This window comes from Aeromonas sp. LsrichE-8G (assembly GCF_022869435.1).
Classification (GTDB): domain Bacteria; phylum Pseudomonadota; class Gammaproteobacteria; order Enterobacterales; family Aeromonadaceae; genus Aeromonas; species Aeromonas caviae.
Window position 1 is genome coordinate 52,275 of sequence record NZ_JALIHH010000043.1, and the last position, 21,101, is coordinate 73,375.

At 61.8% G+C, this 21,101-nt stretch carries 20 protein-coding genes and 1 tRNA gene; 13 read left to right on the forward strand and 8 right to left on the reverse strand.

Annotation, left to right across the window (positions count from 1 at the left end; all coding sequences use genetic code 11):
- The first annotated feature begins 169 nt into the window (after positions 1-169).
- From MUW49_RS08760 to MUW49_RS08800, 9 genes are all read left to right on the forward strand, one after another.
- Positions 170-1,501, forward strand: a complete 1,332-nt coding sequence (locus MUW49_RS08760) for a glutamine synthetase family protein (RefSeq protein WP_010676060.1) — start codon at positions 170-172, stop codon at positions 1,499-1,501.
- Between the two features lie 291 nt (positions 1,502-1,792).
- Entirely contained in the window at positions 1,793-3,154 is a 1,362-nt protein-coding gene (locus MUW49_RS08765) for an aspartate aminotransferase family protein (RefSeq protein ID WP_244812627.1), read from the forward strand.
- 54 nt (positions 3,155-3,208) lie between these two features.
- Positions 3,209-4,306 carry a polyamine ABC transporter substrate-binding protein gene (locus tag MUW49_RS08770; RefSeq protein ID WP_029314872.1) on the forward strand — a complete coding sequence of 366 codons (1,098 nt, stop codon included), beginning with the start codon at positions 3,209-3,211 and terminating at the stop codon, positions 4,304-4,306.
- 117 nt (positions 4,307-4,423) lie between these two features.
- Entirely contained in the window at positions 4,424-5,509 is a 1,086-nt protein-coding gene (locus tag MUW49_RS08775) for a polyamine ABC transporter substrate-binding protein (RefSeq protein WP_270807018.1), read from the forward strand.
- A gap of 76 nt (positions 5,510-5,585) precedes the next feature.
- The gene (gene potA, locus MUW49_RS08780) at positions 5,586-6,740 is read left to right on the forward strand and encodes a polyamine ABC transporter ATP-binding protein (protein WP_010676056.1); all 1,155 of its coding nucleotides are present in this window, start codon (positions 5,586-5,588) and stop codon (positions 6,738-6,740) included.
- The gene (locus MUW49_RS08785; RefSeq protein WP_244812629.1) at positions 6,737-7,642 is read left to right on the forward strand and encodes an ABC transporter permease subunit; all 906 of its coding nucleotides are present in this window, start codon (positions 6,737-6,739) and stop codon (positions 7,640-7,642) included. Before potA ends, MUW49_RS08785 begins: the two co-directional genes overlap by 4 nt.
- Positions 7,639-8,481, forward strand: a complete 843-nt coding sequence (locus tag MUW49_RS08790; RefSeq protein WP_010676054.1) for an ABC transporter permease subunit — start codon at positions 7,639-7,641, stop codon at positions 8,479-8,481. Before MUW49_RS08785 ends, MUW49_RS08790 begins: the two co-directional genes overlap by 4 nt.
- Positions 8,482-8,529: 48 nt before the next feature.
- Positions 8,530-9,255: an MOSC domain-containing protein gene (locus MUW49_RS08795; protein ID WP_043153442.1), complete on the forward strand. Its 726-nt coding sequence runs from the start codon at positions 8,530-8,532 to the stop codon at positions 9,253-9,255.
- 140 nt (positions 9,256-9,395) lie between these two features.
- Positions 9,396-9,472 (forward strand) — tRNA-Pro (locus tag MUW49_RS08800).
- A 235-nt stretch (positions 9,473-9,707) separates the two neighbouring features.
- Here MUW49_RS08800 and MUW49_RS08805 read toward each other — a convergent pair.
- Positions 9,708-10,235: a hypothetical protein gene (locus tag MUW49_RS08805; RefSeq protein ID WP_010676052.1), complete on the reverse strand. Its 528-nt coding sequence runs from the start codon at positions 10,233-10,235 to the stop codon at positions 9,708-9,710.
- 123 nt (positions 10,236-10,358) lie between these two features.
- A complete protein-coding gene (locus tag MUW49_RS08810; RefSeq protein WP_069652393.1) occupies positions 10,359-10,823 on the reverse strand; it encodes a thioesterase family protein in 465 nt (154 codons plus the stop codon).
- 131 nt (positions 10,824-10,954) lie between these two features.
- Here MUW49_RS08810 and recQ point away from each other — a divergent pair, with 131 nt between their 5' ends.
- Positions 10,955-12,790: an ATP-dependent DNA helicase RecQ gene (gene recQ / locus MUW49_RS08815; RefSeq protein WP_109111938.1), complete on the forward strand. Its 1,836-nt coding sequence runs from the start codon at positions 10,955-10,957 to the stop codon at positions 12,788-12,790.
- Positions 12,791-12,889: 99 nt separating this feature from the next.
- Here the strand turns inward: recQ and MUW49_RS08820 are convergent, their stop codons facing one another.
- Entirely contained in the window at positions 12,890-13,192 is a 303-nt protein-coding gene (locus tag MUW49_RS08820; protein WP_041211966.1) for a cytochrome c, read from the reverse strand.
- A gap of 104 nt (positions 13,193-13,296) precedes the next feature.
- On the opposite strand from MUW49_RS08820, the gene MUW49_RS08825 reads away from it, so the two are divergent.
- The 3 genes from MUW49_RS08825 to MUW49_RS08835 all read left to right on the forward strand — a co-directional run bounded on the left by MUW49_RS08825 (position 13,297) and on the right by MUW49_RS08835 (position 15,841).
- Entirely contained in the window at positions 13,297-14,724 is a 1,428-nt protein-coding gene (locus MUW49_RS08825) for a protein adenylyltransferase SelO (RefSeq protein ID WP_244812631.1), read from the forward strand.
- 10 nt (positions 14,725-14,734) lie between these two features.
- Entirely contained in the window at positions 14,735-15,022 is a 288-nt protein-coding gene (locus MUW49_RS08830; RefSeq protein ID WP_041211964.1) for a DUF3630 family protein, read from the forward strand.
- A 144-nt stretch (positions 15,023-15,166) separates the two neighbouring features.
- Entirely contained in the window at positions 15,167-15,841 is a 675-nt protein-coding gene (locus MUW49_RS08835; protein ID WP_201921225.1) for a 7-cyano-7-deazaguanine/7-aminomethyl-7-deazaguanine transporter, read from the forward strand.
- 281 nt (positions 15,842-16,122) lie between these two features.
- Here MUW49_RS08835 and rraA read toward each other — a convergent pair whose 3' ends face one another.
- The 5 genes from rraA to nirD all read right to left on the reverse strand — a co-directional run bounded on the left by rraA (position 16,123) and on the right by nirD (position 21,004).
- A complete protein-coding gene (gene rraA / locus MUW49_RS08840; protein WP_244812633.1) occupies positions 16,123-16,608 on the reverse strand; it encodes a ribonuclease E activity regulator RraA in 486 nt (161 codons plus the stop codon).
- 153 nt (positions 16,609-16,761) lie between these two features.
- Positions 16,762-18,186 carry a magnesium transporter gene (gene mgtE, locus MUW49_RS08845; protein WP_244812635.1) on the reverse strand — a complete coding sequence of 475 codons (1,425 nt, stop codon included), beginning with the start codon at positions 18,184-18,186 and terminating at the stop codon, positions 16,762-16,764.
- A gap of 132 nt (positions 18,187-18,318) precedes the next feature.
- Positions 18,319-19,725, reverse strand: coding sequence for a siroheme synthase CysG (gene cysG, locus MUW49_RS08850; protein ID WP_113977673.1), 1,407 nt, complete (start codon positions 19,723-19,725; stop codon positions 18,319-18,321).
- 12 nt (positions 19,726-19,737) lie between these two features.
- A complete protein-coding gene (gene nirC, locus MUW49_RS08855; RefSeq protein ID WP_109111935.1) occupies positions 19,738-20,550 on the reverse strand; it encodes a nitrite transporter NirC in 813 nt (270 codons plus the stop codon).
- A 136-nt stretch (positions 20,551-20,686) separates the two neighbouring features.
- The gene (nirD, locus tag MUW49_RS08860) at positions 20,687-21,004 is read right to left on the reverse strand and encodes a nitrite reductase small subunit NirD (RefSeq protein ID WP_041202829.1); all 318 of its coding nucleotides are present in this window, start codon (positions 21,002-21,004) and stop codon (positions 20,687-20,689) included.
- Between the last annotated feature and the right edge of the window lie 97 nt (positions 21,005-21,101).

The following is a 21,101-nucleotide window of genomic DNA, read 5'->3' on the forward strand; positions in this document are numbered from 1 at the left end:
TGCCGTCTTGGTCATTTTACAGGCCGTTGTTTATAGTTTTTTAAACACCACCGCTTGACAAATGGCTTTATGGCGGGCTTTCATGGTATTGTCGATTACATTTTCTTAACAAGGGTGTTCCTTATATTAGACACCCTTGCCTATGACAACCGTAGAGTCGGGGTTTAACATGGACAGTATCAAGGGCTGGATGGAGAGCAATCGCATCACGGAAGTGGAGTGCCTGTTCCCGGATTTCACCGGCAATGCCCGAGGCAAGATCATTCCAGCCAACAAATTTCTGCGCGAGGGGGGCATGCGGTTGCCCGAGGTCATCTTCACCCAGACAGTGACCGGCGAGTACCCGGATGACGACAGCATGATAGACCCGCTGGAGCGGGACATGCAGCTCTATCCCGATCCCAACACTATTCGTTTCGTACCCTGGGCGCTGGAGCCCACCGCCCAGGTGATCCACGACTGCTTTGACGTCAACGGCAAGCTCATCGACATCGCTCCCCGCTCCGTGCTGCGCCGGGTTCTGTCATTCTACGAGAAGCAGGGCTGGAAGCCGGTGGTGGCGCCGGAGCTGGAGTTCTACCTGGTGACCCGCAACGAAGATCCCGACTATCCGTTGGTGCCGCCGGTGGGTCGCAACGGCCGCCCGGAAACGGCCCGCCAGTCGTTCAGCATCGATGCGGTGAACGAATTCGACCCCATCTTCGAGGACATGTACGACTACTGCGAGGCCCAGGAGCTTGAGGTGGACACCCTGATCCACGAATCCGGCGCCGCCCAGATGGAGATCAACTTCCTGCACGGGGATGCCATCGATCTCGCCGACCAGGTGTTTCTGTTCAAGCGCACCATGCGCGAGGCCGCCCATCGCCACGGCATCTATGCCACCTTCATGGCCAAGCCCATGAGCAACGAACCGGGTTCCGCCATGCACATCCACCAGAGCCTGGAAGACATGGATGGCAACAACCTGTTTGGTACCAGCGAAGGGGGCAACTCCGATCTGTTCATGCATTTCATCGCCGGCCTGCAGAAATACACCCCGGCAGTGACCGCCCTGCTGGCGCCGAACGTCAACTCCTACCGCCGCCTCACCTTTGGCGAGAGTGCGCCGCGCAACGTGCAGTGGGGGGTGGAAAACCGCACCTGCGGCCTGCGGGTCCCCTTCTCCGAACCGAGTGCACGCCGGGTCGAGAACCGCTTCGCCGGGGCCGATGCCAATCCGTATCTGGCTCTGGCCGCCACCCTGGCCTGCGGCTACCTCGGCATGCTGGAGAAGCTCGAACCCATGCAGGAGATGAAGGCGAGTGCCTATGACCTGCCCTACAGCCTGCCCCGCTCGCTGGAGGAATCGCTGAGCCACCTGGAGCAGTGTGAACCCATCAAGGACATGCTGGGGGAGCGCTTCATCCGCGCTTTCGTGGCCGTCAAGCGCAAGGAGTACGAGACCTATTTCGGCGTGATCAGCCGCTGGGAACGGGAATTCCTGTTGCTGAACGTCTGATCTGTCCCCGGGGGAGGCGAGGCCTCTCCCCGTCATATCGCAAGCAAGGGGCCGAAGGCCCGCCTCGCGGCGGCGCCCGCGACCCGGAAGGCACCGAGTATAGGTGAGGCCCGCTCCCGCAATGGAGAGGGGCGTCACCTGCAATCAACTGGCGACGATGTTCGCCCCATGGAAAGGCATCGAGCAGGCAAGAGAGTGCCAGCCCCGTGAATGGCAGTGACCGGGCAGGCCATCCGTGCCCTCATGAATGGCGACAAGATTCGCCGAATCGAAGGAACCGAGGAGCAAGCAATGCAGCACACCACCCGTGAGTGGCAGCAACTGGAAGCCAGCCATCATCTGCATCCGTTTACCGATTTTCAGGCCCTGAACAAGAAGGGTAGTCGCATCATCACCAAGGCCGAAGGCGTCTATCTGGAAGACTCCGAAGGCAAGCGCATTCTGGACGGGATGGCGGGCCTGTGGTGCGTCAACATGGGCTACGGCCGTCAGGAGCTGGTGGATGCCGCCACTCGCCAGATGCAGCAGTTGCCCTACTACAACCTCTTCTTCCAGACCAGCCACCCCCCTGCTGCCGAGCTGGCCACCCTGCTGGCCGAGATCACCCCTTCCCACCTCAACCACGTCTTCTTCACCGGCTCGGGTTCCGAGTGCAACGACACCGTGCTGCGCATGGTGCGCCACTACTGGGCCAGCAAGGGACAACCTGACAAGCAGGTGATCATCAGCCGCCACAACGCCTATCACGGCTCCACCGTGGCGGGGGCCAGTCTGGGGGGCATGAAGGGGATGCACGCCCAGGGCGGCTTGCCCATTCCGGGCATAGTACACATCGACCAGCCCTATCACTTCGGTGAGGGAGAGGGCATGAGCGCCCACGAGTTCGGTCTGGCCCGTGCCCGCCAGCTGGAAGAGAAGATCCTGGTACTGGGGGTGGACAAGGTAGCCGCCTTCATCGGCGAGCCTATCCAGGGTGCGGGGGGGGTCATCATTCCACCCGAGAGCTACTGGCCCGAGATCCAGCGCATCTGCGACCACTACGGCATCCTGCTCATCGCCGACGAGGTGATCTGCGGCTTTGGCCGCACCGGCCACTGGTTTGCCAGTGAAGGTTTTGGCATCAAACCCGATCTCATGTGCCTGGCCAAGGGCATTACCTCCGGCTATCTGCCGATGGGCGCCGTGATGGTGGGGGACAGGGTAGCCAGGGTGCTGGTGGAAGAGGGGGGGGAGTTCAACCATGGCTTCACCTATTCCGGCCATCCTGTCGCCTGCGCCGTGGCCATTGCCAACATCCAGCTTATGCAAAGGGAGAGCATAGTTAAGCGAGTTCATGATAGTATCGGCCCCTATTTGCAGCGCCGCTGGGCTGAGCTGGCGGACCATCCGATGGTGGGGGAAACCCGTGGAAAAGGCCTGGTCGCCGCGCTGGAAATAGTGCAGGACAAGCAGACGAAACGTCGCTTCCCGGCCGAGCTCCATGCCGGGATGACCTGTCGGGAGTTCTGTTTTAACAATGGCTTGGTGATGAGGGCTGTCGGCGATACCATGATCATATCGCCCCCCTTGGTGATCACCGAGGAACAGGTGGATGAATTGGTCAAACTGGCCAGGCTCAGTCTGGACCTGACGGCTGCAAAGCTGCGGGAATAGGCGGGAACCGGGCAGGTTGGCTTACGCATACGATTTGCTTAGGAGACAAGGACTATGTCTTTTAAAAAGGGAATGATGGCTGCTTCCGTGGCGCTGGTCATGATGAGTACCGGGGCGATGGCCGACGAGAAGGTGCTGCACGTCTACAACTGGAGCGACTATATCGCGCCGGATACGCTGGAAAACTTCCAGAAGGAGACGGGCATCAAGGTGGTCTACGACGTGTTCGACAGCAATGAAGTGCTGGAAGCCAAGTTGCTGGCTGGCAAGTCGGGCTATGACATCGTCGTACCGTCCAACCCCTTCCTGGCCAAGCAGATCAAGGCAGGTGTCTTCCAGAAGCTGGACAAGTCCAAACTCTCCAACTGGCAGAACCTGGACGTCGACCTGCTCAAGGCGCTCGAACCGAGCGATCCGGGCAACCAATACTCCATCCCTTACCTGTGGGGCACCATCGGCTATGCCTACAACGCCGAGAAGGTGAAGGCCGTGCTGGGGGCCGATGCCCCGGTGGACTCCTGGGATCTGGTGTTCAAGCCGGAGAACATGGCCAAGCTGAAGGAGTGCGGTGTCTCCTTCCTCGACTCGCCGACCGAAATGCTGCCGGCCGCCCTGCAATACCTGGGCTTCAAGCCGGACAGCCAGAAGCCGGACGAGCTGAAGAAGGCAGAGGCGTTGTTCCTCTCCATCCGTCCCTATACCGCCTATTTCCACTCCTCCAAGTACATTTCGGATCTGGCCAACGGCAACCTGTGCGTGGCAGTGGGTTACTCCGGTGACCTGCAGCAGTCCAAGGCGCGTGCCGCCGAGGCCAAGAACGGTGTCAGCCTGACTTACACCATTCCGAAAGAGGGGGCAGGCAGCTTCTTCGACATGATCGCCATCCCGGCGGATGCCAAGAACGTCGAGGCGGCCCACACCTTCATCAATTACCTGATGAAGCCGGACGTGATCGCGAACATTACCAACGTGGTGCAGTTCCCGAACGGCAACAAGGCGGCCACGCCGCTGGTGGACGAGGCGATCCGTACCGACCCGGGTATCTACCCGACGCCGGATACCCTCAAGAAGATCTACACCTTCCCGGATCTGCCGGCCAAGGTGCAGCGTCTGATGACCCGCAGCTGGACCAAGATCAAGTCAGGCAAGTAAGAGTGACGAGTACCCCTCCCGGTCCGCAGTTCGGCCGGGAGGGTGGTGACCACCCGACAGGTTGGACGGCGCGTATGGATGCGCGACTGGCAAAATCACACAAATGAGGACTGATAAGTGCACATGACCAAGATGGCAACGCTGGCCCTGACCCTGGGGTTTGCAAATCTGACCCAGGCAGCCCCTGTGGTTCATTTTTACAACTGGTCCGATTATATCGGCGAGACCACCCTCAGTGACTTTCAGCAGAAGACCGGGATCAAGACCGTCTACGACGTGTTTGACTCCAACGAGACGCTGGAAGGCAAGCTGCTGACCGGACGCACCGGCTACGATCTGGTCGTGCCCTCCAACAATTTCCTGGCCAAGCAGATCAAGGCGGGGGCTTTCCAGAAGCTGGACCTCACCCTGCTGCCAAACCTGAGCAACCTGGACCCCTTGCTGCTCAAGCAGCTCGAGAAGGTGGATCCGGGCCATCAGTACGCCGTGCCCTACCTCTGGGGCACCAACGGCATCGGTTACAACGTCGAGAAAATCAAGGAAGTGCTGGGTGTCGACAAGATTGACTCCTGGGCGACCATTTTCGAGCCGGAAAACATGAAGAAGCTCTCCCAGTGCGGCGTAGCCTTCCTCGATTCGGCGGACGAGATGATCCCGGCGGCCCTCAACTACCTGGGGCTTAACCCCAACGGCCATGAGCCGGCGGACATCAAGCGGGCCGAAGAGCAGCTGCTCAAGGTGCGCCCCTATGTGGCCTACTTCCACTCCTCCAAGTACATAGGTGACCTCGCCAACGGCAACATCTGCGTGGCGGCGGGTTTCTCCGGCGACATCCTGCAGGCGGCGTCCCGGGCCGAGGAGGCGGGCAAGGGGATCAAGATTGCCTACAGCATCCCCAAGGAGGGTGGCAATCTTTGGTTCGACATGATGGCGATCCCGGCCGATGCCACCAACGTGAAAGAGGCTCACGCCCTGATCAACTACATTCTCGAACCGCAGGTCATCGCCAAGGTGAGCGACTATGTGGGTTACGCGAACCCGAACATCAAGGCGGGAGAGTTCATGGACAAGGCCGTTCGCGAGGATGAGTCTGTCTATCCCCCCCAGGCGGTGCTTGAGCGTCTGTATGTGCAGGAAGCACATCCCCGCTCGGTGCAGCGCCTGATCACCCGGAGTTGGACCAAGATCAAATCCGGAACCTAACCTTGGCGCCCATCCCGGGGCGCCAGATTGTATTGATGGATCGGCCCAGGCCGGAATCACCTTTGGGAGTTTGGTAATGGCGATAGCCTCCAGTGCCTACAAGAAAGCCCTCGAGGGCAGCCAGCAGCGTAAAGAAGTGCTGGTCAAAATAGACAGGGTAAGCAAGCAGTTCGACGAAACGCTGGCGGTCGACAACGTGTCTCTCAACATCCACAAGGGCGAGATCTTCGCCCTGCTGGGTGGGTCCGGCTCCGGCAAGTCCACCTTGCTGCGGATGCTGGCCGGGTTCGAGCGACCCACGGAAGGACGGCTGTTCCTCGACGGCGTCGACATTACCGACATGCCGCCCTATGAACGCCCCATCAACATGATGTTCCAGTCCTACGCCCTGTTCCCCCACATGACGGTGGCCCAGAACATCGCCTTCGGCCTCAAGCAGGATGGCCTGCCCAAGGCGGAGATCGATGCCCGGGTGGAAGAGATGCTCAAGCTGGTGCAGATGACCCAGTACGCCCGCCGCAAGCCGCACCAGCTCTCCGGTGGTCAGCGTCAGCGGGTGGCCCTGGCCCGTTCCCTGGCCAAGCGTCCCAAGCTGCTGCTGCTGGACGAGCCCATGGGGGCGCTCGACAAGAAGCTGCGCTCCACCATGCAGCTCGAGCTGGTCGAGATCATCGAGCGGGTCGGCGTGACCTGCGTCATGGTGACCCACGATCAGGAAGAAGCCATGACCATGGCCGAGCGGATCGCCATCATGCACCTGGGTTGCATCGAGCAGATCGGCAGCCCGATGGACATCTACGAAACCCCGGCCAGCCGGCTGGTGTGCGAGTTCATCGGCAACGTCAACCTGTTTGACGGCCTGCTGGTGGAGGATGAGCAGGACCACGCCATCATCGCCTGTGCGGATCTGGAGCAGCCCATCTATGTGGGTCACGGCATCAGCTCCCGGGCGGAGAACAAGAAGGTCACCTATGCCCTGCGTCCGGAAAAACTGCTGATGAGCCTGCAAAAGCCGGAAGAGATCGAGCATCCGGACTTCAACTGGACCAAGGGCGAGGTTTATGACATCGCCTATCTGGGCGGCCATTCCGTGTATCACATCCAGTTGCCCTCGGGCAAAATCGTTCAGGCTTTCATCGCCAATGCCGAACGCCACGGCAAACGGCCGACCTGGGATGACCAGGTGTTCCTCTACTGGGAAGATGACAGCGGCGTGGTGCTGCAATCATGAAGGCATTGAGACGACTCAAACAGGTGGGAGGGCGGCAGCTGGTCATCGGCATCCCCTTCTTCTGGCTGTTCCTCTTCTTCCTGCTGCCCTTCATCATCGTCGTGAAGATCAGCTTCGCCGAAGCGGACGTGGCTATCCCGCCCTACACGGACGTGGTGAGCTGGGCAGACAATCAGCTCACCATACTGCTCAACCTGGGCAACTACCTGCTGCTGCAGGAGGATGAGCTCTACATCGCGGCTTATCTGGGGTCCCTCAAGATAGCCCTGGTCAGCACCCTGCTCTGCCTGTTGATCGGTTATCCCATGGCTTACGCCATTTCGCGGGCCAACAAGGAGACCCAGACCGTTCTGCTGCTGCTCATCATGATGCCGACCTGGACGGCGATCCTGATCCGGGTCTACGCCTGGATGGGGATCCTCAGCAACAACGGCCTGCTCAACAGCGTCCTGCTGAGCATCGGGGTGATCGACGAACCGCTGCAGATCCTCAATACCAACCTGGCGGTCTATATCGGCATCGTTTACTCCTACCTGCCGTTCATGGTGCTGCCGCTTTATGCCAACCTGGTCAAGCACGACCAGAGCCTGCTGGAGGCGGCCTCCGATCTGGGTGCCCGCAACCTGACCCGGTTCTGGCAGATCACGGTGCCACTCTCCAAGAACGGCATCATCGCCGGTTGCATGCTGGTCTTCATCCCGGTGGTGGGCGAGTTCGTCATCCCCGAGATGCTGGGTGGTCCGGAGACCCTGATGATCGGCAAGGTGTTGTGGCAGGAGTTCTTCAACAACCGTGACTGGCCGGTGGCCTCCGCCCTGGCGGTGGTGATGCTGGCGGTGCTGATCATTCCCATCATCCTGTTCAACCGCAACCAGGCCAAAGAGCTGGAGGGCAAGGCATGAGACGTTTCGGTTTTGCCAAGCTGATGCTGTGGCTGGGGCTGCTGTTCATCTACCTGCCCATGATCATCATGGTCATCTACTCCTTCAACGCCTCCAAGCTGGTGACGGTGTGGGGAGGCTGGTCGCTCAAGTGGTACTTCGGCCTGCTCGACAACAAACAGTTGATCGGGTCCGTGTTCCGCTCCCTGGAGATCGCCTTCTACACCGCCATCGCGGCGGTGGCGCTGGGGACAGTGGCGGCCTTCGTGCTGACCCGGATCCCTCACTTCCGTGGCCGGACCCTGTTCGGCGGCATGGTGACGGCGCCGCTGGTGATGCCCGAGGTGATCACCGGTCTCTCCCTGCTGCTGCTGTTCGTGGCCATGGCCCAGCTGGTGGGTTGGCCCGCGGAGCGGGGCATGCTGACCATCTGGATAGCACATACCACCTTCTGTACCGCCTATGTGGCGATAGTGGTGTCGGCGCGGCTGCGGGAGCTGGATCTCTCCATCGAGGAGGCGGCCATGGACCTGGGAGCCAAGCCCTGGAAGGTGTTCTTCCTGATCACCATCCCGATGATCGCCCCGTCGCTGGCGGCGGGTGGCATGATGTCGTTCGCCCTGTCGCTGGATGATCTGGTGCTGGCGAGCTTCGTCTCCGGCCCGGGTTCGACCACCTTGCCGATGGAGGTGTTCTCGGCGGTGCGTCTCGGCGTGAAGCCCGAGATCAACGCTATCGCGAGTCTGATCCTGCTGTCGGTATCCCTGTTCACCTTCGGTAGCTGGTATCTGATGGCCCGGGCGGAGAAACGCCGCCGTGCCGAAATCGCCATGACCACCCAGATGCAGGCAGTTGCCTGACTTGCCCCGTGATAAGATCCGCATTCCCCCATCCGTCAGGAGAATGGAATGCGGATCTCCCTCTTCATCGGCCAGAGCGCCGAACTGAACCCAGAGCAGGCCCCCGGCCTCATCAGTGCCATCCACAAGCAGCCTGCCAACGCCCCTCTGTGGTGCGATTTCCTCGGCCTTCGCGGGGATGAGCAGAGCGACAGACGCCATCATGGCGGCCCGGATCGGGCCCTGCACCATTACCCTGCGGAGCACTACGCCTGGTGGAAAACCTGGCAAACCGCGCTGGGACTGCCTGTACCACGCACACCCTGGCAGCCTGCCGCCTTTGGCGAGAATCTCTCTGGTTCGGGGCTGACGGAGGCGCAGGCCTGCATCGGCGATGTTTATCGACTTGGAGAGGCGCTGATCCAGATAAGCCAGCCCAGATCCCCCTGTTTCAAGCTCAACCAGCGCTTTGGCTATGGCCAGCTCTCCCAGGTGATGCAGCTGAGTGGTCGCTGTGGCTGGCTGCTGCGGGTGCTGGAAGAGGGAAGGGTGGATCCGCAGGGGGAGCTGACACTGGTGGACAGACCCTACCCTGAGCTGACGGTGAAGCGCACCGCCGACATCCTGTTCAACCAGGCCCGCAATGAGGAAGATCTGCAACTGCTGCTGGAGAACCCGGCGCTCTCTCCCAACTGGCGCCAGCATGCGGCCCATTGGCTTGAACATGGTGTGGTGGCGGATTGGAGCCGGCGTTTGCTGGGGCCGACCGAGTTCAGGTTGCCTCGACAGGACTGAAGGCAGGCGGAAAGATACCTTGTGGCGATTTTTGCTGCGACTCGCTGAATTATTGAGCGTAAAGCCATTTTTTTAGAGTGAATGCAAAAAAAGGCTTGTGTCGGGTCGGGGCTTTCGGTAAATTCTCGCCCCGCAGACATCGGTGTGTAGCGCAGCTTGGTAGCGCACTTCGTTCGGGACGAAGGGGTCGGAGGTTCGAATCCTCTCACACCGACCACATTTGAAAAGGCCGCTCAATGAGCGGCCTTTTCGCATTTGGTTTGTTGAAGCAAAGCTGACATTTCCATTGTCGATTGCTTCTACTGCTCCGATCTCCCTCATCTGCCCAACTAAAAGGGCCACCGCTCGGTGGCCCCACTGGTGGAGTCTGATCCTGACTCCGGCACTCTAGATTGTGACAATCTCGTTATGGGTCTTGTCGATGGTGCCCTCCTTGCGCCCCAGGCGCTCATTCAGATATGCCAGTGTTGATGCCGCAATGCCTTGAAACCGTGTTGGGTTTGCAGGGCCGCATGCTTGGGGTACTCACTAATGAAATGTGCTATTCCCTCCATCAGTTGTGAACGCAGCGAAGACACGGGCTCATGCCAGGCTTGCAGGCAGAGATGACCAGGGATCAGCTGCTCTCGATACGCTTCCAGCAGCGATTCCGGCCAGGGCTCGATATGGGAATCGTGACGCAGTAAATAGTGGGCGGCGGGTTCACGGGCATAGATGAACTGAACTTGGGCCAGGTCGCGTTGGCTTAGCGTTTGGCTGCCGATATGGCAAGTCAGATATTTTCCCGTCTTCAGATTCAGGAAGTGACCGCGTTGCCGACAGGCAATGATGCGATACCAGGGCAGGGGTGAACAGAGAGAATACCCCTCCAGCTCCTGTTCCAACCAGTGACGGCACTCTGGGGTCTGCACTTCTTCGCGCATGGCCTCAAGTCGTGTCAGCAAGGCTCTGGATGGTTGGGTAGCCAGTATCGCGCTCATCGTCTGCAATCCTCCCTCTGCACAGAATCCCGACTTTCAGTATGGACCCTGAGCGGAGGAGGGGGTAAGAATTCTAATGATTAAAATCAGCTTAGAAGCGCACTTTTTATGCAATAAAAACCATTAGCCGACGAGGTAGGTGCCCGTGCCGAAGGCGATGTGGGTGCCCTCTTCGTTGTGCAGCTCCATGCGGGCGACCGCGACCTTGCTGCCTGCCCGGATGATGTGGGCGGTGGCGATGAACTCGTTGCCGCGACCGGGACGAAGATAGTCCACCCGCAGATCGATGGTGCCAAGCCGCGAGAAGCGCTCCTTGAGATAGCTGGGGGAGAAGTTCTCCAGCTCGTCGATGCAGGAGGCTGCGACTATCATGCCGCCCGCCACGTCGAGCAGGCTGGCGGTGACGCCGCCGTGCAGTATGTTGTGGAAAGGGTTGCCGATGAGCTTCTGTTCCATCTTGATGCGCAGCTCCACTTTATCGAAGTCGTAGTGGGTGACTTGCATGCCGATCAGCTTGTTGAAGGGCATCTTTTCGGCGAACAGGTTGGCTATGCCACTGAGCGCCATCTTCTTGAGCATCTGTTTCATTCCTTGAGTCCGCCCTGTCATCAAAGCCGAGTAAAAACTCCAGCCAGTCTGCAACACTTCCTTAACACTCGCAATGGCAGGTTTATTGTGGGCGGCGGCTGCTTTAGAATGGCGACCCCAAAGGAGAGCCCATGACCGTCATTGCCGAAACCCTGCCTGACCCTCAGCCAGAGAATCCCCTTGCCCTGTTGCAGGCGGTGTTTGGCTATCAGCAGTTTCGGCCGGGCCAGCTCGAGATCATCGAGCAGATAGTGGCGGGGCGCGATGCCCTGGTGCTCAAACCCACCGGCGGCGGCAAGTCGCTTTGCTACCAGATCCCGGCGCTGCTGCGACCCGGGCTCGGTGTGGTGGTCTCCCCCCTCATCTCGCTGATGAAGGATCAGGTCGACACCCTGCGCGCCAACGGCGTGGCGGCGGTCTACATCAACTCGGCACTGAGCCGGGAAGAGATGATCCAGAACTTCGCCGCCATGCGCCGGGGCGAGATCAAGCTGGTTTATGTTTCCCCCGAGCGTTTGCTGCAGCACGAGTTCATGGACCGGTTGGCGGAGCTGCCCCTCGGCCTGTTCGCCATCGACGAGGCGCACTGCGTCTCCCAGTGGGGGCACGATTTTCGGCCGGAATACGCGGCGCTGGGACGGCTCAAGCAGTGGTTCCCCCAGGTGCCGGTGGTAGCGCTCACCGCCACCGCCGACGAGGCGACCCGCAGCGACATGCTGCACCGGCTGGAACTGAACGATCCCTTCATCCACACCGCCAGCTTCGATCGGCCCAATATCCGCTACAGCCTGGTGGAGAAGTTCAAGGCGGCGGAGCAGCTGCTGCGCTACGTGCAGAGCCAGAAGGGCAACTGCGGCATCGTCTACTGCTCCAGCCGCAATCGGGTGGAGGAGGTGGCCGAGCGGCTATCCCGTCACGGCTGCAAGGCGGCACCCTATCATGCCGGTCTGCCGCTGGAGCTGCGTCAGCAGACCCAGGAGGCCTTCCTCAAGGATGACATCGAGATCGTGGTGGCGACGGTGGCGTTCGGCATGGGCATCGACAAGCCCAACGTGCGCTTCGTGGTGCACTACGACATCCCGAAGAACATCGAATCCTACTATCAGGAAACCGGCCGCGCCGGGCGTGACGGCACTCCGGCCGAGGCGCTGCTGCTCTACGATCCCGCCGACATCGGGCGGGTGCGCCGGCTGCTCGACAACATCGAAAACCCCCAGCAGCTGCAGGTGGAGCAGTACAAGCTCAACGTGATGGCGGCCTTTGCCGAGGCGCAGACCTGCCGCCGTCAGGTGCTGCTCAACTACTTCGGCGAGTACAACGACAAGCCGTGCGGCAACTGCGACATCTGCCTCGATCCACCCCAGAGTTATGACGGCACCGAAGATGCCCAGAAGGCGCTCTCCTGTGTCTGGCGGGTGGGACAGAATTTCGGGGTGGGTTATGTGGTGGAGGTGCTGCGCGGGTCGCTGAACCAGCGCATCAAGGATCACGGTCACGACAAGCTCTCGACCTACGGCATCGGCAAGGATCAGAGCCACGAATACTGGATGAGCGTCATCCGCCAGCTGATCCACAAGGGATTGCTGACCCAGAACATCACCCGCAATCTGGTGTTGCAGTTGACCGAAGCGGCCCGCCCCGTGCTGCGCGGCGAGGTGAAGCTGGAATTGGCGGTACCCCGCCTGCAGCCCATCTCCAGCCGCAAGGAGAAGCGCAACGGCCTGCTCGACAACGCCAATTATGACAAGCGGCTGTTCAAGGAGCTGCGCGCCCTGCGCAAGCAGATCGCCGAGGATGAAGAGGTGCCGCCCTACGTGGTGTTCAACGATGCGACTCTGGTGGAGATGGCGCAGCTCATGCCGATGACCGAGGAGGAAATGCTAGCGGTCAACGGTGTCGGTCACCGCAAGCTGGAGCGCTTCGGTGAGGCATTTATGGACCTGATCATCGACTACTGCCGCCGGTAGGGTCGGCCCTGGTAGACCTTGTCATCGACCGCAGCAGGCCCAGGCCGGTAGGCTGGCACAACAAACATTGGAAAGGCGCCCGTTGGTCGGCGCCATGCATTATTTGAGGTTGGCGTAATAGGCCGCCAGATTCTCCATGTCCGCCTCGGTCAGCATCGCCATGAAGGGAACCATCAGTGGCTCGGTACGGGAACCCTCCTTGAACGCCTTCATCTGCTTGAGCAAATAGGCCTGGTTCTGGCCCGCGAGGTGGGGGTAGGTCGGGACGCTCGCCTTGCCATCCGCGCCATGACAGGCGGCACAGACCACGGATTTGGCCTTGCCTGCGTCTATGTCGGCCGCCTTGGCCTGATGGCCCCAGGCAAGCGCCAGCAGGGGCAGGGTATAGACCCACTTTTGCATCGTCTTCTCCTTGAAATGAATAATCGTGATCGCCTGTTAGCCTCGACGAGCCGACGGCGGTATAAAGAGTGACACGAGCATACGCAGGGACAACCCTCATCACCATGAAGTTGATCAACACTTTTGCCACCGAACTCCCCTGGGCTTGCGAGCCCGTTGCCCCGCAGCCGCTGCATGGCCCCAGATTGCTGCATCTGAACCGTGCGCTGCTTGGGGAGCTGGGGCTCGGGGAGGTGAGCGAGGCGCAGTGGCTCGCCTGTTGCGGCCAGGGGCAGCCCCTGCCGGGCATGCAGCCGGTGGCTCAGGTCTATGCGGGCCACCAGTTCGGCGGCTACAGCCCGCGTCTCGGGGATGGCCGCGCCCTGCTGCTGGGGGAGCAGCTGGCGCCGGATGGGTGCCGTTGGGACCTGCACCTCAAAGGGGCGGGCAAGACGCCATTCTCCCGCTTCGGCGACGGCCGTGCCGTGCTGCGATCCAGCATTCGCGAGTACCTGGCTTCCGAGGCGCTGCATGCCCTCGGCATTCCCACCACCCGGGCTCTGGTGCTGCTGGGCAGTGACGAGCCTGTCTACCGGGAGCAGGTGGAGAGCGGGGCGACCGTGCTGCGCACCGCGCCGAGCCATCTGCGCTTCGGTCATTTCGAGTATTTCGCCTGGAGCGGGCAGGGGGAGAAGATCCCCGCCCTCATCGACTATGCGCGGCGTTACCACTTCCCCGAGCTGGCCGATGGCGCCGAGCTGTTTGCCGAAGTAGTGCGCCGCACCGCGCGGCTCATCGCCAAGTGGCAGGCGGCGGGGTTCTGTCACGGGGTGATGAACACCGACAACATGTCCCTGCTCGGGTTGACCCTGGATTACGGCCCCTACGGCTTCATCGACGCCTATGTGCCGGACTTCGTCTGCAACCACTCGGATCCGGATGGTTGCTATGCGCTGGATCAGCAGCCTGCGGTCGGATACTGGAACCTGCAGAAGCTGGCACAGGCGCTGGCCGGCCATGTGGATGGCGACGCGCTCGCGTCGGCCCTGGCCCAGTACGAGCACCAGCTGATGTTGCACTACTCCGAGCTGATGCGCGCCAAGCTGGGGCTGGCGGTGTGGGAAGAGGAGGATCCGGCGCTGTTCCGCGAGTTGTTCCGGCTGCTGGCGGCGCACAAGGTGGATTACCACCTCTTCCTGCGCCGTCTCGGTGAGGTGACGCGAGAGGGAGCGTGGCCCGCCAGCCTGCTGGCCCTGTTGCCGGTTCCTGCCGTCTGGCAGGGGTGGCTTGAGGCCTATCGGGCACGCCTCGCCTGGGAAGGAAGCGAGGATGGCGTGCGCAAGGGGCAGATGGATGCGGTCAATCCCAAGTATGTGCTGCGCAACGCCCTGGCCCAACAGGTAATAGAGGCGGCAGAGCAGGGCGAGATGGCGCCGTTCGAGCGGCTGTTTGCGGCCCTGCAGCACCCCTATGATGAGCAACCGGAATACGAGGATCTCGCCACCCCGCATCCGGGCTGGTATTGCGGGGGCGAGCTCTCGTGCAGCAGTTGAGGAGCAACGGATGAACTGGCGTATCACGCAGACAGACAGGGAAGCCGGGGTGGTGATGCTGACCTGCCCGGGCCTTGACTGGGACAGCTTCCCGACCCTGGCCGAGGCCCTGTTGCAGGAGTGGGAGCTGGCGGCCCTCGAGCGGGAGTGGGGGGCGGATCGCCACAGCTGGCTGCTGGAGTTTGAAGGCAGCCGCTTTCGGCTCGAGTACGAACATTACAGCGGCTGCTGGCTGGCGGCGGTGCAGCCGGACGACGCGGAGGCGCTGCTCTGGCTGGCTCGGCAGTCCCGGGAGTGAGCTTTGCGTGCGATGCGAGTCAATCCCTTGAGATAACCGCATAAAGATTGAACTATCAATTTTGGGGCGTATAATCTCGCCCCTTGATTATCGCCATGGTGGCGATATGGGTTCCCTAACCCCATTAACCAAAAAGGTCACAATATGAACCTGACTCCGGCTCAGTACCAGACGGCACTGATGCGTCTCTCATTGTTCCACATCCTGATCATTGCCAGCAGCAACTACCTGGTGCAGCTGCCGATCACCATCTTTGGCTTCCACACCACCTGGGGTGCCTTCAGCTTCCCGTTCATTTTCCTGGCCACCGATCTGACGGTGCGGATTTTCGGCGCCGGCCTGGCGCGCAAGATCATCCAGACCGTGATGCTGCCGGCATTGACCGTGTCCTACGTGCTCTCGGTGCTCTTCTTCGAAGGGAGCTTCCAGGGGGTGGGCAATCTGGCAGAGTTCAATCTCTTTGTTGCCCGGATCGCGTTAGCCAGCTTTATGGCCTATCTGGTGGGCCAGTTCATGGACGTGGTGGTGTTCAACCGCCTGCGGCTGCTCAGGGCCTGGTGGGTGGCACCGGCTGCCTCCACCCTGTTCGGCAACCTGGTGGACACCATCGCCTTCTTCAGCATCGCCTTCTGGCGCAGCACAGATCCCTTCATGGCCGAGCACTGGGTCGAGATCGCGACCGTAGATTACGTATTCAAGTTGCTGATAAGTCTGGGGTTGTTTGTGCCACTCTACGGCGTGCTGCTGCGCTACCTCAGCCGCAAGCTGGTGGGGGAGGCGGGCCTCGCCGGTCTGCAAACGGCCACACGGCAAGCCTGACGAGAATGACCACCCGAGCGGTGGTCATTTTTTTGCATTTTTTACAAATAAGACTTGCACAGTTAAATGAGAATGATTATTGTTACCTCGTTTTCCGGGAAAGACTTCATTCGTTCCAACGTGATGGACTTCTTGTGAAGGCACGACATTGCTCACATTGCTTCCAGTTAAGGGGCCAGTTGTTTACTGGCCCTCTTTTTTTGTCTTTTTTCAGCAGCTTGTAGCCAAATGACGGCCATAAAAAATGGGAGCCAGGGCTCCCATCTTCAGACTGTGTCGGCTCATTCGATGTCGAGGGCATCGGGGGAGAGGATCACCCCCGTGGTGTCCGCGTAGAGGTGATCGTCCGGCAGGAAGGTGACACTGCCGAAGTTGACCGGTAGATCGGTCTCTCCCACATCTTTGTGGTCGGCGCCGACCGGGATGGCGGCCAGGGCCTGAATGCCGATGTCGAGATCCTCCAGGATGTCGACCTCGCGCACGCAGCCGTAGCAGACGATGCCTTCCCACTCGTTTTCCGCCGCCGTGGTGGCGATCTCGCTGTCGATCAGGGCCCGGCGCATGGAGCCGCCGCCGTCGATCAGCAGCACGCGACCGACGCCGTTCTCCTTGACCAGTTCACGGATGAGGCCGTTCGATTCGAAGCATTTGACCGTGGTGATGACGCCGCCGAAAGAGGCACGGCCGCCGAAGGAGCAGAGCATGGGCTCGAGCACATCCACCATGTCCTGATAGATGTCGCACAGTTCTGAAGTGTTGTATTCCATTGTGTCAGATCCACCGCTGGAAACAGGTGGATCCAGTATAAGGAGTGGGGTTGGCATTTCAACGACTATTCCTTGCCCAGTGGCGGGAAATGCCGTTTTGCGCGAAAGCGGCCCCGCGTCATGGCAGGAGCCGCAGACGGTCAGCCTCGGGCCCTAGAGCAGAAACAGGGTCGCCAACCCCAGGAAGATGAAGAAGCCGCCGGTGTCGGTGATGGCGGTGATCATCACGCTGGCCCCCACCGCCGGGTCGCGCCCCAGCCGGCTCATGGTCATGGGGATGATGACCCCCATCAGGGCCGCCACCAGCAGGTTGAGGATCATGGCGAGCGTCATCACCGCGCCCAGCGCCGCATCCTGATAGAGCAGGAAGGTGGCGATGCCCATGATGCCGCCCCACACCAGGCCGTTGATCAGGGCTACCCCCAGCTCGCGCCACAGCAGGAAGGAGACGTTGCCGGTCTGGATGTGCTGTAGCGCCAACGCCCGCACTATCATGGTGATGGTTTGGTTGCCGGTGTTGCCGCCGATCCCGGCGACGATAGGCATCAGGGCCGCCAGCGCCACCAGCTGGGAGATGGTGTGCTCGAACAGGCCGATCACCCGCGATGCCACGAAGGCGGTGCAGAGATTGATGGCGAGCCAGGCCCAGCGGGTCTTGACCGCCTTGGAGACGGGGGCGAACACATCTTCTTCCTCGCTGATCCCCCCCATGCGGCGCAGGTCGGTGTCGCTCTCCTCATAGACCAGGTCCACCACCTCGGCGACGTTGAGCCGTCCCATCAGCTTGCCCCTAGCATCCACCACGGCGGCGGAGACCAGGTCGTCCCGCTCGAAGGTGCGGGCGGCGGCCTCGTCGTTGTCTTCCGGATCGAAGGTGACCGGATCCTTCTCCATCGCGTCGCTCACCAGGGTTTCGGGCTTGTGCAGCAGCACGGCGGTGAGGGGCAGCTCCCCCTGCAGCCGGTTGCGCCGATCGGTGACGAACAGCTTGTCGGTGTTCTCGGGGATCTGGCCGCGCAGGCGCAGATAGCGCTGGACGGTGGCCAGGGTCACGTCGGGCCGCACCGTGATGAGCTCGAAGTCCATCATGGCGCCGACCGTGTGCTTGCCGTAGCGGATCACCTCCCGCACCTTGTCCCTGTCCACCGGCGCCATGGAGGTGAGCAGCCGCCCCATCAGGTTGCGGGGCAGGTGCTGGCCCAGGTAGATCTGGTCGTCGATGTCGAGGGTGCTCAGGGCGTGCAGCAGCTCCTTGTCGCTCATGCCGCTGATGAGGCTGTCCCACACCGTCTCCGACGCTTCCACCAGGATCTGGCCGTGCTTGTCTGCATCCACTTGCTGCCACAGCACGTGGCGCTCGTCCGGCGGCAGGGACTCCAGCGCATCGGCGATATCGGCGGCGGGCAGGCTGTTGACCAGCCGGGTCAGCTCGCTGGTCTGGTCCCGAAGCGCTGCGTCCTGCTCCCCTTGCGGGTCGAGCAGGCTCTCGGTGAGGGCGTCATCGGCCAGCAGCAGCGTGAGGATGCGGGCTCTGTCGTGTTCACGCTGTTTGGCGCTGTTCTTGGGGGGGAGGGACATGAAGCAGAATTCCTGAATTCGGTGGTCCGGCTGACACACCCCATAGGATACCAGACTCAAAACAAGAGGTTATGACAGTAAATGCAGAAAAAGAAACGCCACCCGAGGGTGGCGTTGGAATGGATGCAGCGATCAGGCCGAGGCCAGGGCCGCGTCTGCGGCGCCTCCTTGCCCGAACCAGGCAAGCTGGTCCGCCAGGGTCACCACAGATCCCACCATGATAAGGGCCGGGCTCTCGACGCCCACCGCCAGCGCGGGCAACTGATCGAGGGTACCGCGAATGACCCGCTGGCTTGGCTGGGTGCCTCGCTCGATCAGCGCCACCGGGGTGATGCCCGCCTTGCCGTGGGTCAGCAACTGTTCGCGGATGGTGGCGCAGGAGGAGAGCCCCATATAGAAGACCAGCGTTTGCCGATCTTTGGCCAGCAGCGGCCAGTCGAGATCCCGGGCGCCCCCCTTGCTGTGGGCGGTGACGAAACGCACGCTCTGGGCGTGGTCGCGGTGGGTCAGCGGAATACCGGCGTAGGCGGCGCAGCCGCTGGCCGCCGTGATCCCCGGCACCACCTGAAAGCCGATGCCAGTGCCGACCAGTGTCTCCAGCTCCTCGCCGCCACGACCGAAGATAAAGGGGTCGCCCCCCTTCAGCCGCACCACCCGCTGTCCCTTCTTCGCCTCCTCCAGCAACAGCTGGTTGATCCCCTCCTGCGGCACGCAGTGGTTGCCCGCCTGCTTGCCGACGAAGATCCGCTTGGCATCCCGGCGTACCAGGGCCATCACCTCATCGGAGACCAGCCGGTCATAGACCACCACATCCGCCTGCTGCATCTGGCGCAGGGCGTGCAGGGTGAGCAGGCCTGGGTCACCGGGGCCGGCACCGACCAGCACCACTTCGCCAGCGGTGTGGCTCTCGTCAGCAAACAGGTTGTCGGCCAGCTGGTGGGCAGAGGCGCTATCCCCCCGAGCCAGCGCCTGACCGAGCCGATCCGCCCCGAGCAGCCGTTCCCAGAAGCGGCGCCGCTCGCCCATGCTGGCGAAGCGCGTCTTGACCCGCTCCCGCAGGCTGCCGGCGAAGGCCGCGACGGCGCCCAGATGCTGGGGCAGCAGGGCTTCGAGTTTCTCCCGCAGCAGTCGGGCCAGCACCGGGGCCTTGCCGCCGGAGGAGATGGCCACCACCAGCGGCGAGCGATCGATGATCGACGGCATGATGAAGCTGGAGCGCTTCGGGTCGTCCACCACGTTGGCAAAGATCCGCGCCTGATTGGCGCTCTGGTAGACCAGCGCATTCACCTCGCGCCGATCTGTAGCGGCCACCACCAGCCACTTGCCCGCCAGTTGCTGCGGCGCGAATTCACCGGCGAGCCACTCGATGCTGCCGTTGGCAGCCAGTTCTGCCAGCTCGGGGTCGAGCTCGGGTGCGACCACGGTGAGCTGGGCACCGGCATCCAGCAGCAGGCGCGCCTTGCGCTCCGCCACCTCGCCGCCGCCGATCAGCAGCACGGGTTTGTTGTCGAGTCGGCAAAAGATGGGCAAGTAGTCCATGGGGCCTCCGGATCAGGCGGTTTGGGTCTGGCTGGCAGTGGAGGTGGTCTCGCTCACCGCAACCGGGCGCTCAGCTTTCGGGGTGGCATACCAGTAGCCGAGGCCCATGAAGAGGGCGCCGGAGACGGTGTTGCCCAGGGTCACCCACAGCAGGTTGTGGCCGATGCCGCTCAGGGTGTAGGCCTCGGAGTGGGCACCGAACCAGGAGAGGGCGAACAGGGTCATGTTGGCGATGGAGTGCTCGTAGCCGGAGGCGATAAAGGCGAGCAGGCACCACCAGATGGCGATGAACTTGGCGGCACCCTCGGTGCGCAGCGCCATCCAGATGGCGAGGCAGACCAGCCAGTTGCAGAGGATCCCCTTCATAAACAGGGTCAGCGCCGGGGCCTGGGTTTTGGCCAGCGCCACCTTGTGCGCCAGGCTGCCCGCGTCCGGCAGCAGGCTGCCGCCGTAGGAGTAGATGAGCGCCACCACGATGGAGCCAATCAGGTTGCCCACCCAGGTCTGCGGCAGGATGCGCAGCAGGTCGGCCATGGTGATCTTGCCCGTCTTCACCCCGAAGGTGAGGAACATGGTGTGGCCGGTAAACAGCTCGGAGCCGGCGATGATCACCAGCGTCAGGGCGATGCCGAAGGTGGCCCCCATCACCAGCGGTCGCACAGTGGGATCCACCAGGTTGCCCAGGGTGAAGATGAGGATGATGCCAAAGCCCACATAGGCCCCCGCCATGGCGGAGCTGAGCCAGAAGCCGAGCTTGTCGCTGCGCTCGAAGCGGTTGATGCGGGCCGCGTTGGCGGCGCATTTGTTGATGGTTTCGGTATACATCTTTGGTTCCTTCAAGAGGGCCGCCCGCGGGCAGCCCTGACTGTTTTTTAACCCCCTCCCTGCCTCCCCCTTGTCAAGGGGGAGGGGCTTTTTGCTCCCTCCCCTGTGAAGGGGAGGGCCGGGGTGGGGTCTGGTGTTAGACGGCGACCCAGACCTGCTGGTCGCGCACTTCAACGGGGTAGCTCTGCACCGACATCGCAGGGTTGTCGAAACAGTGGCCATCGCTCAGGCGAAAGCGCTGCTTCTTGAGCGGGCTGGCGACCCAGAGCTCGCCGTCGTGTTCGCAGATCAGGCCCCGCGACAGCACGTTGGCGGCGAAGAAGGGATCCCGGTTGTCGATGGCGAACACTTCGGCGGCCGCGCTCGGGCGGAACAGGGCGATCTGACGACCCTCGATCAGAGCGCAGACGCCGGTGCCCGGCAGGATGTCGTTGAGTTGGCAGGCAAGTTTCATCGCTTAATCTCCACCTCGAGTTGGATGGACTGGCTATCGAGCAGGGCGCAAACGTCCATGCAGCCCATCAGGATGCCGTTGAGTTGGCAGGCTAATT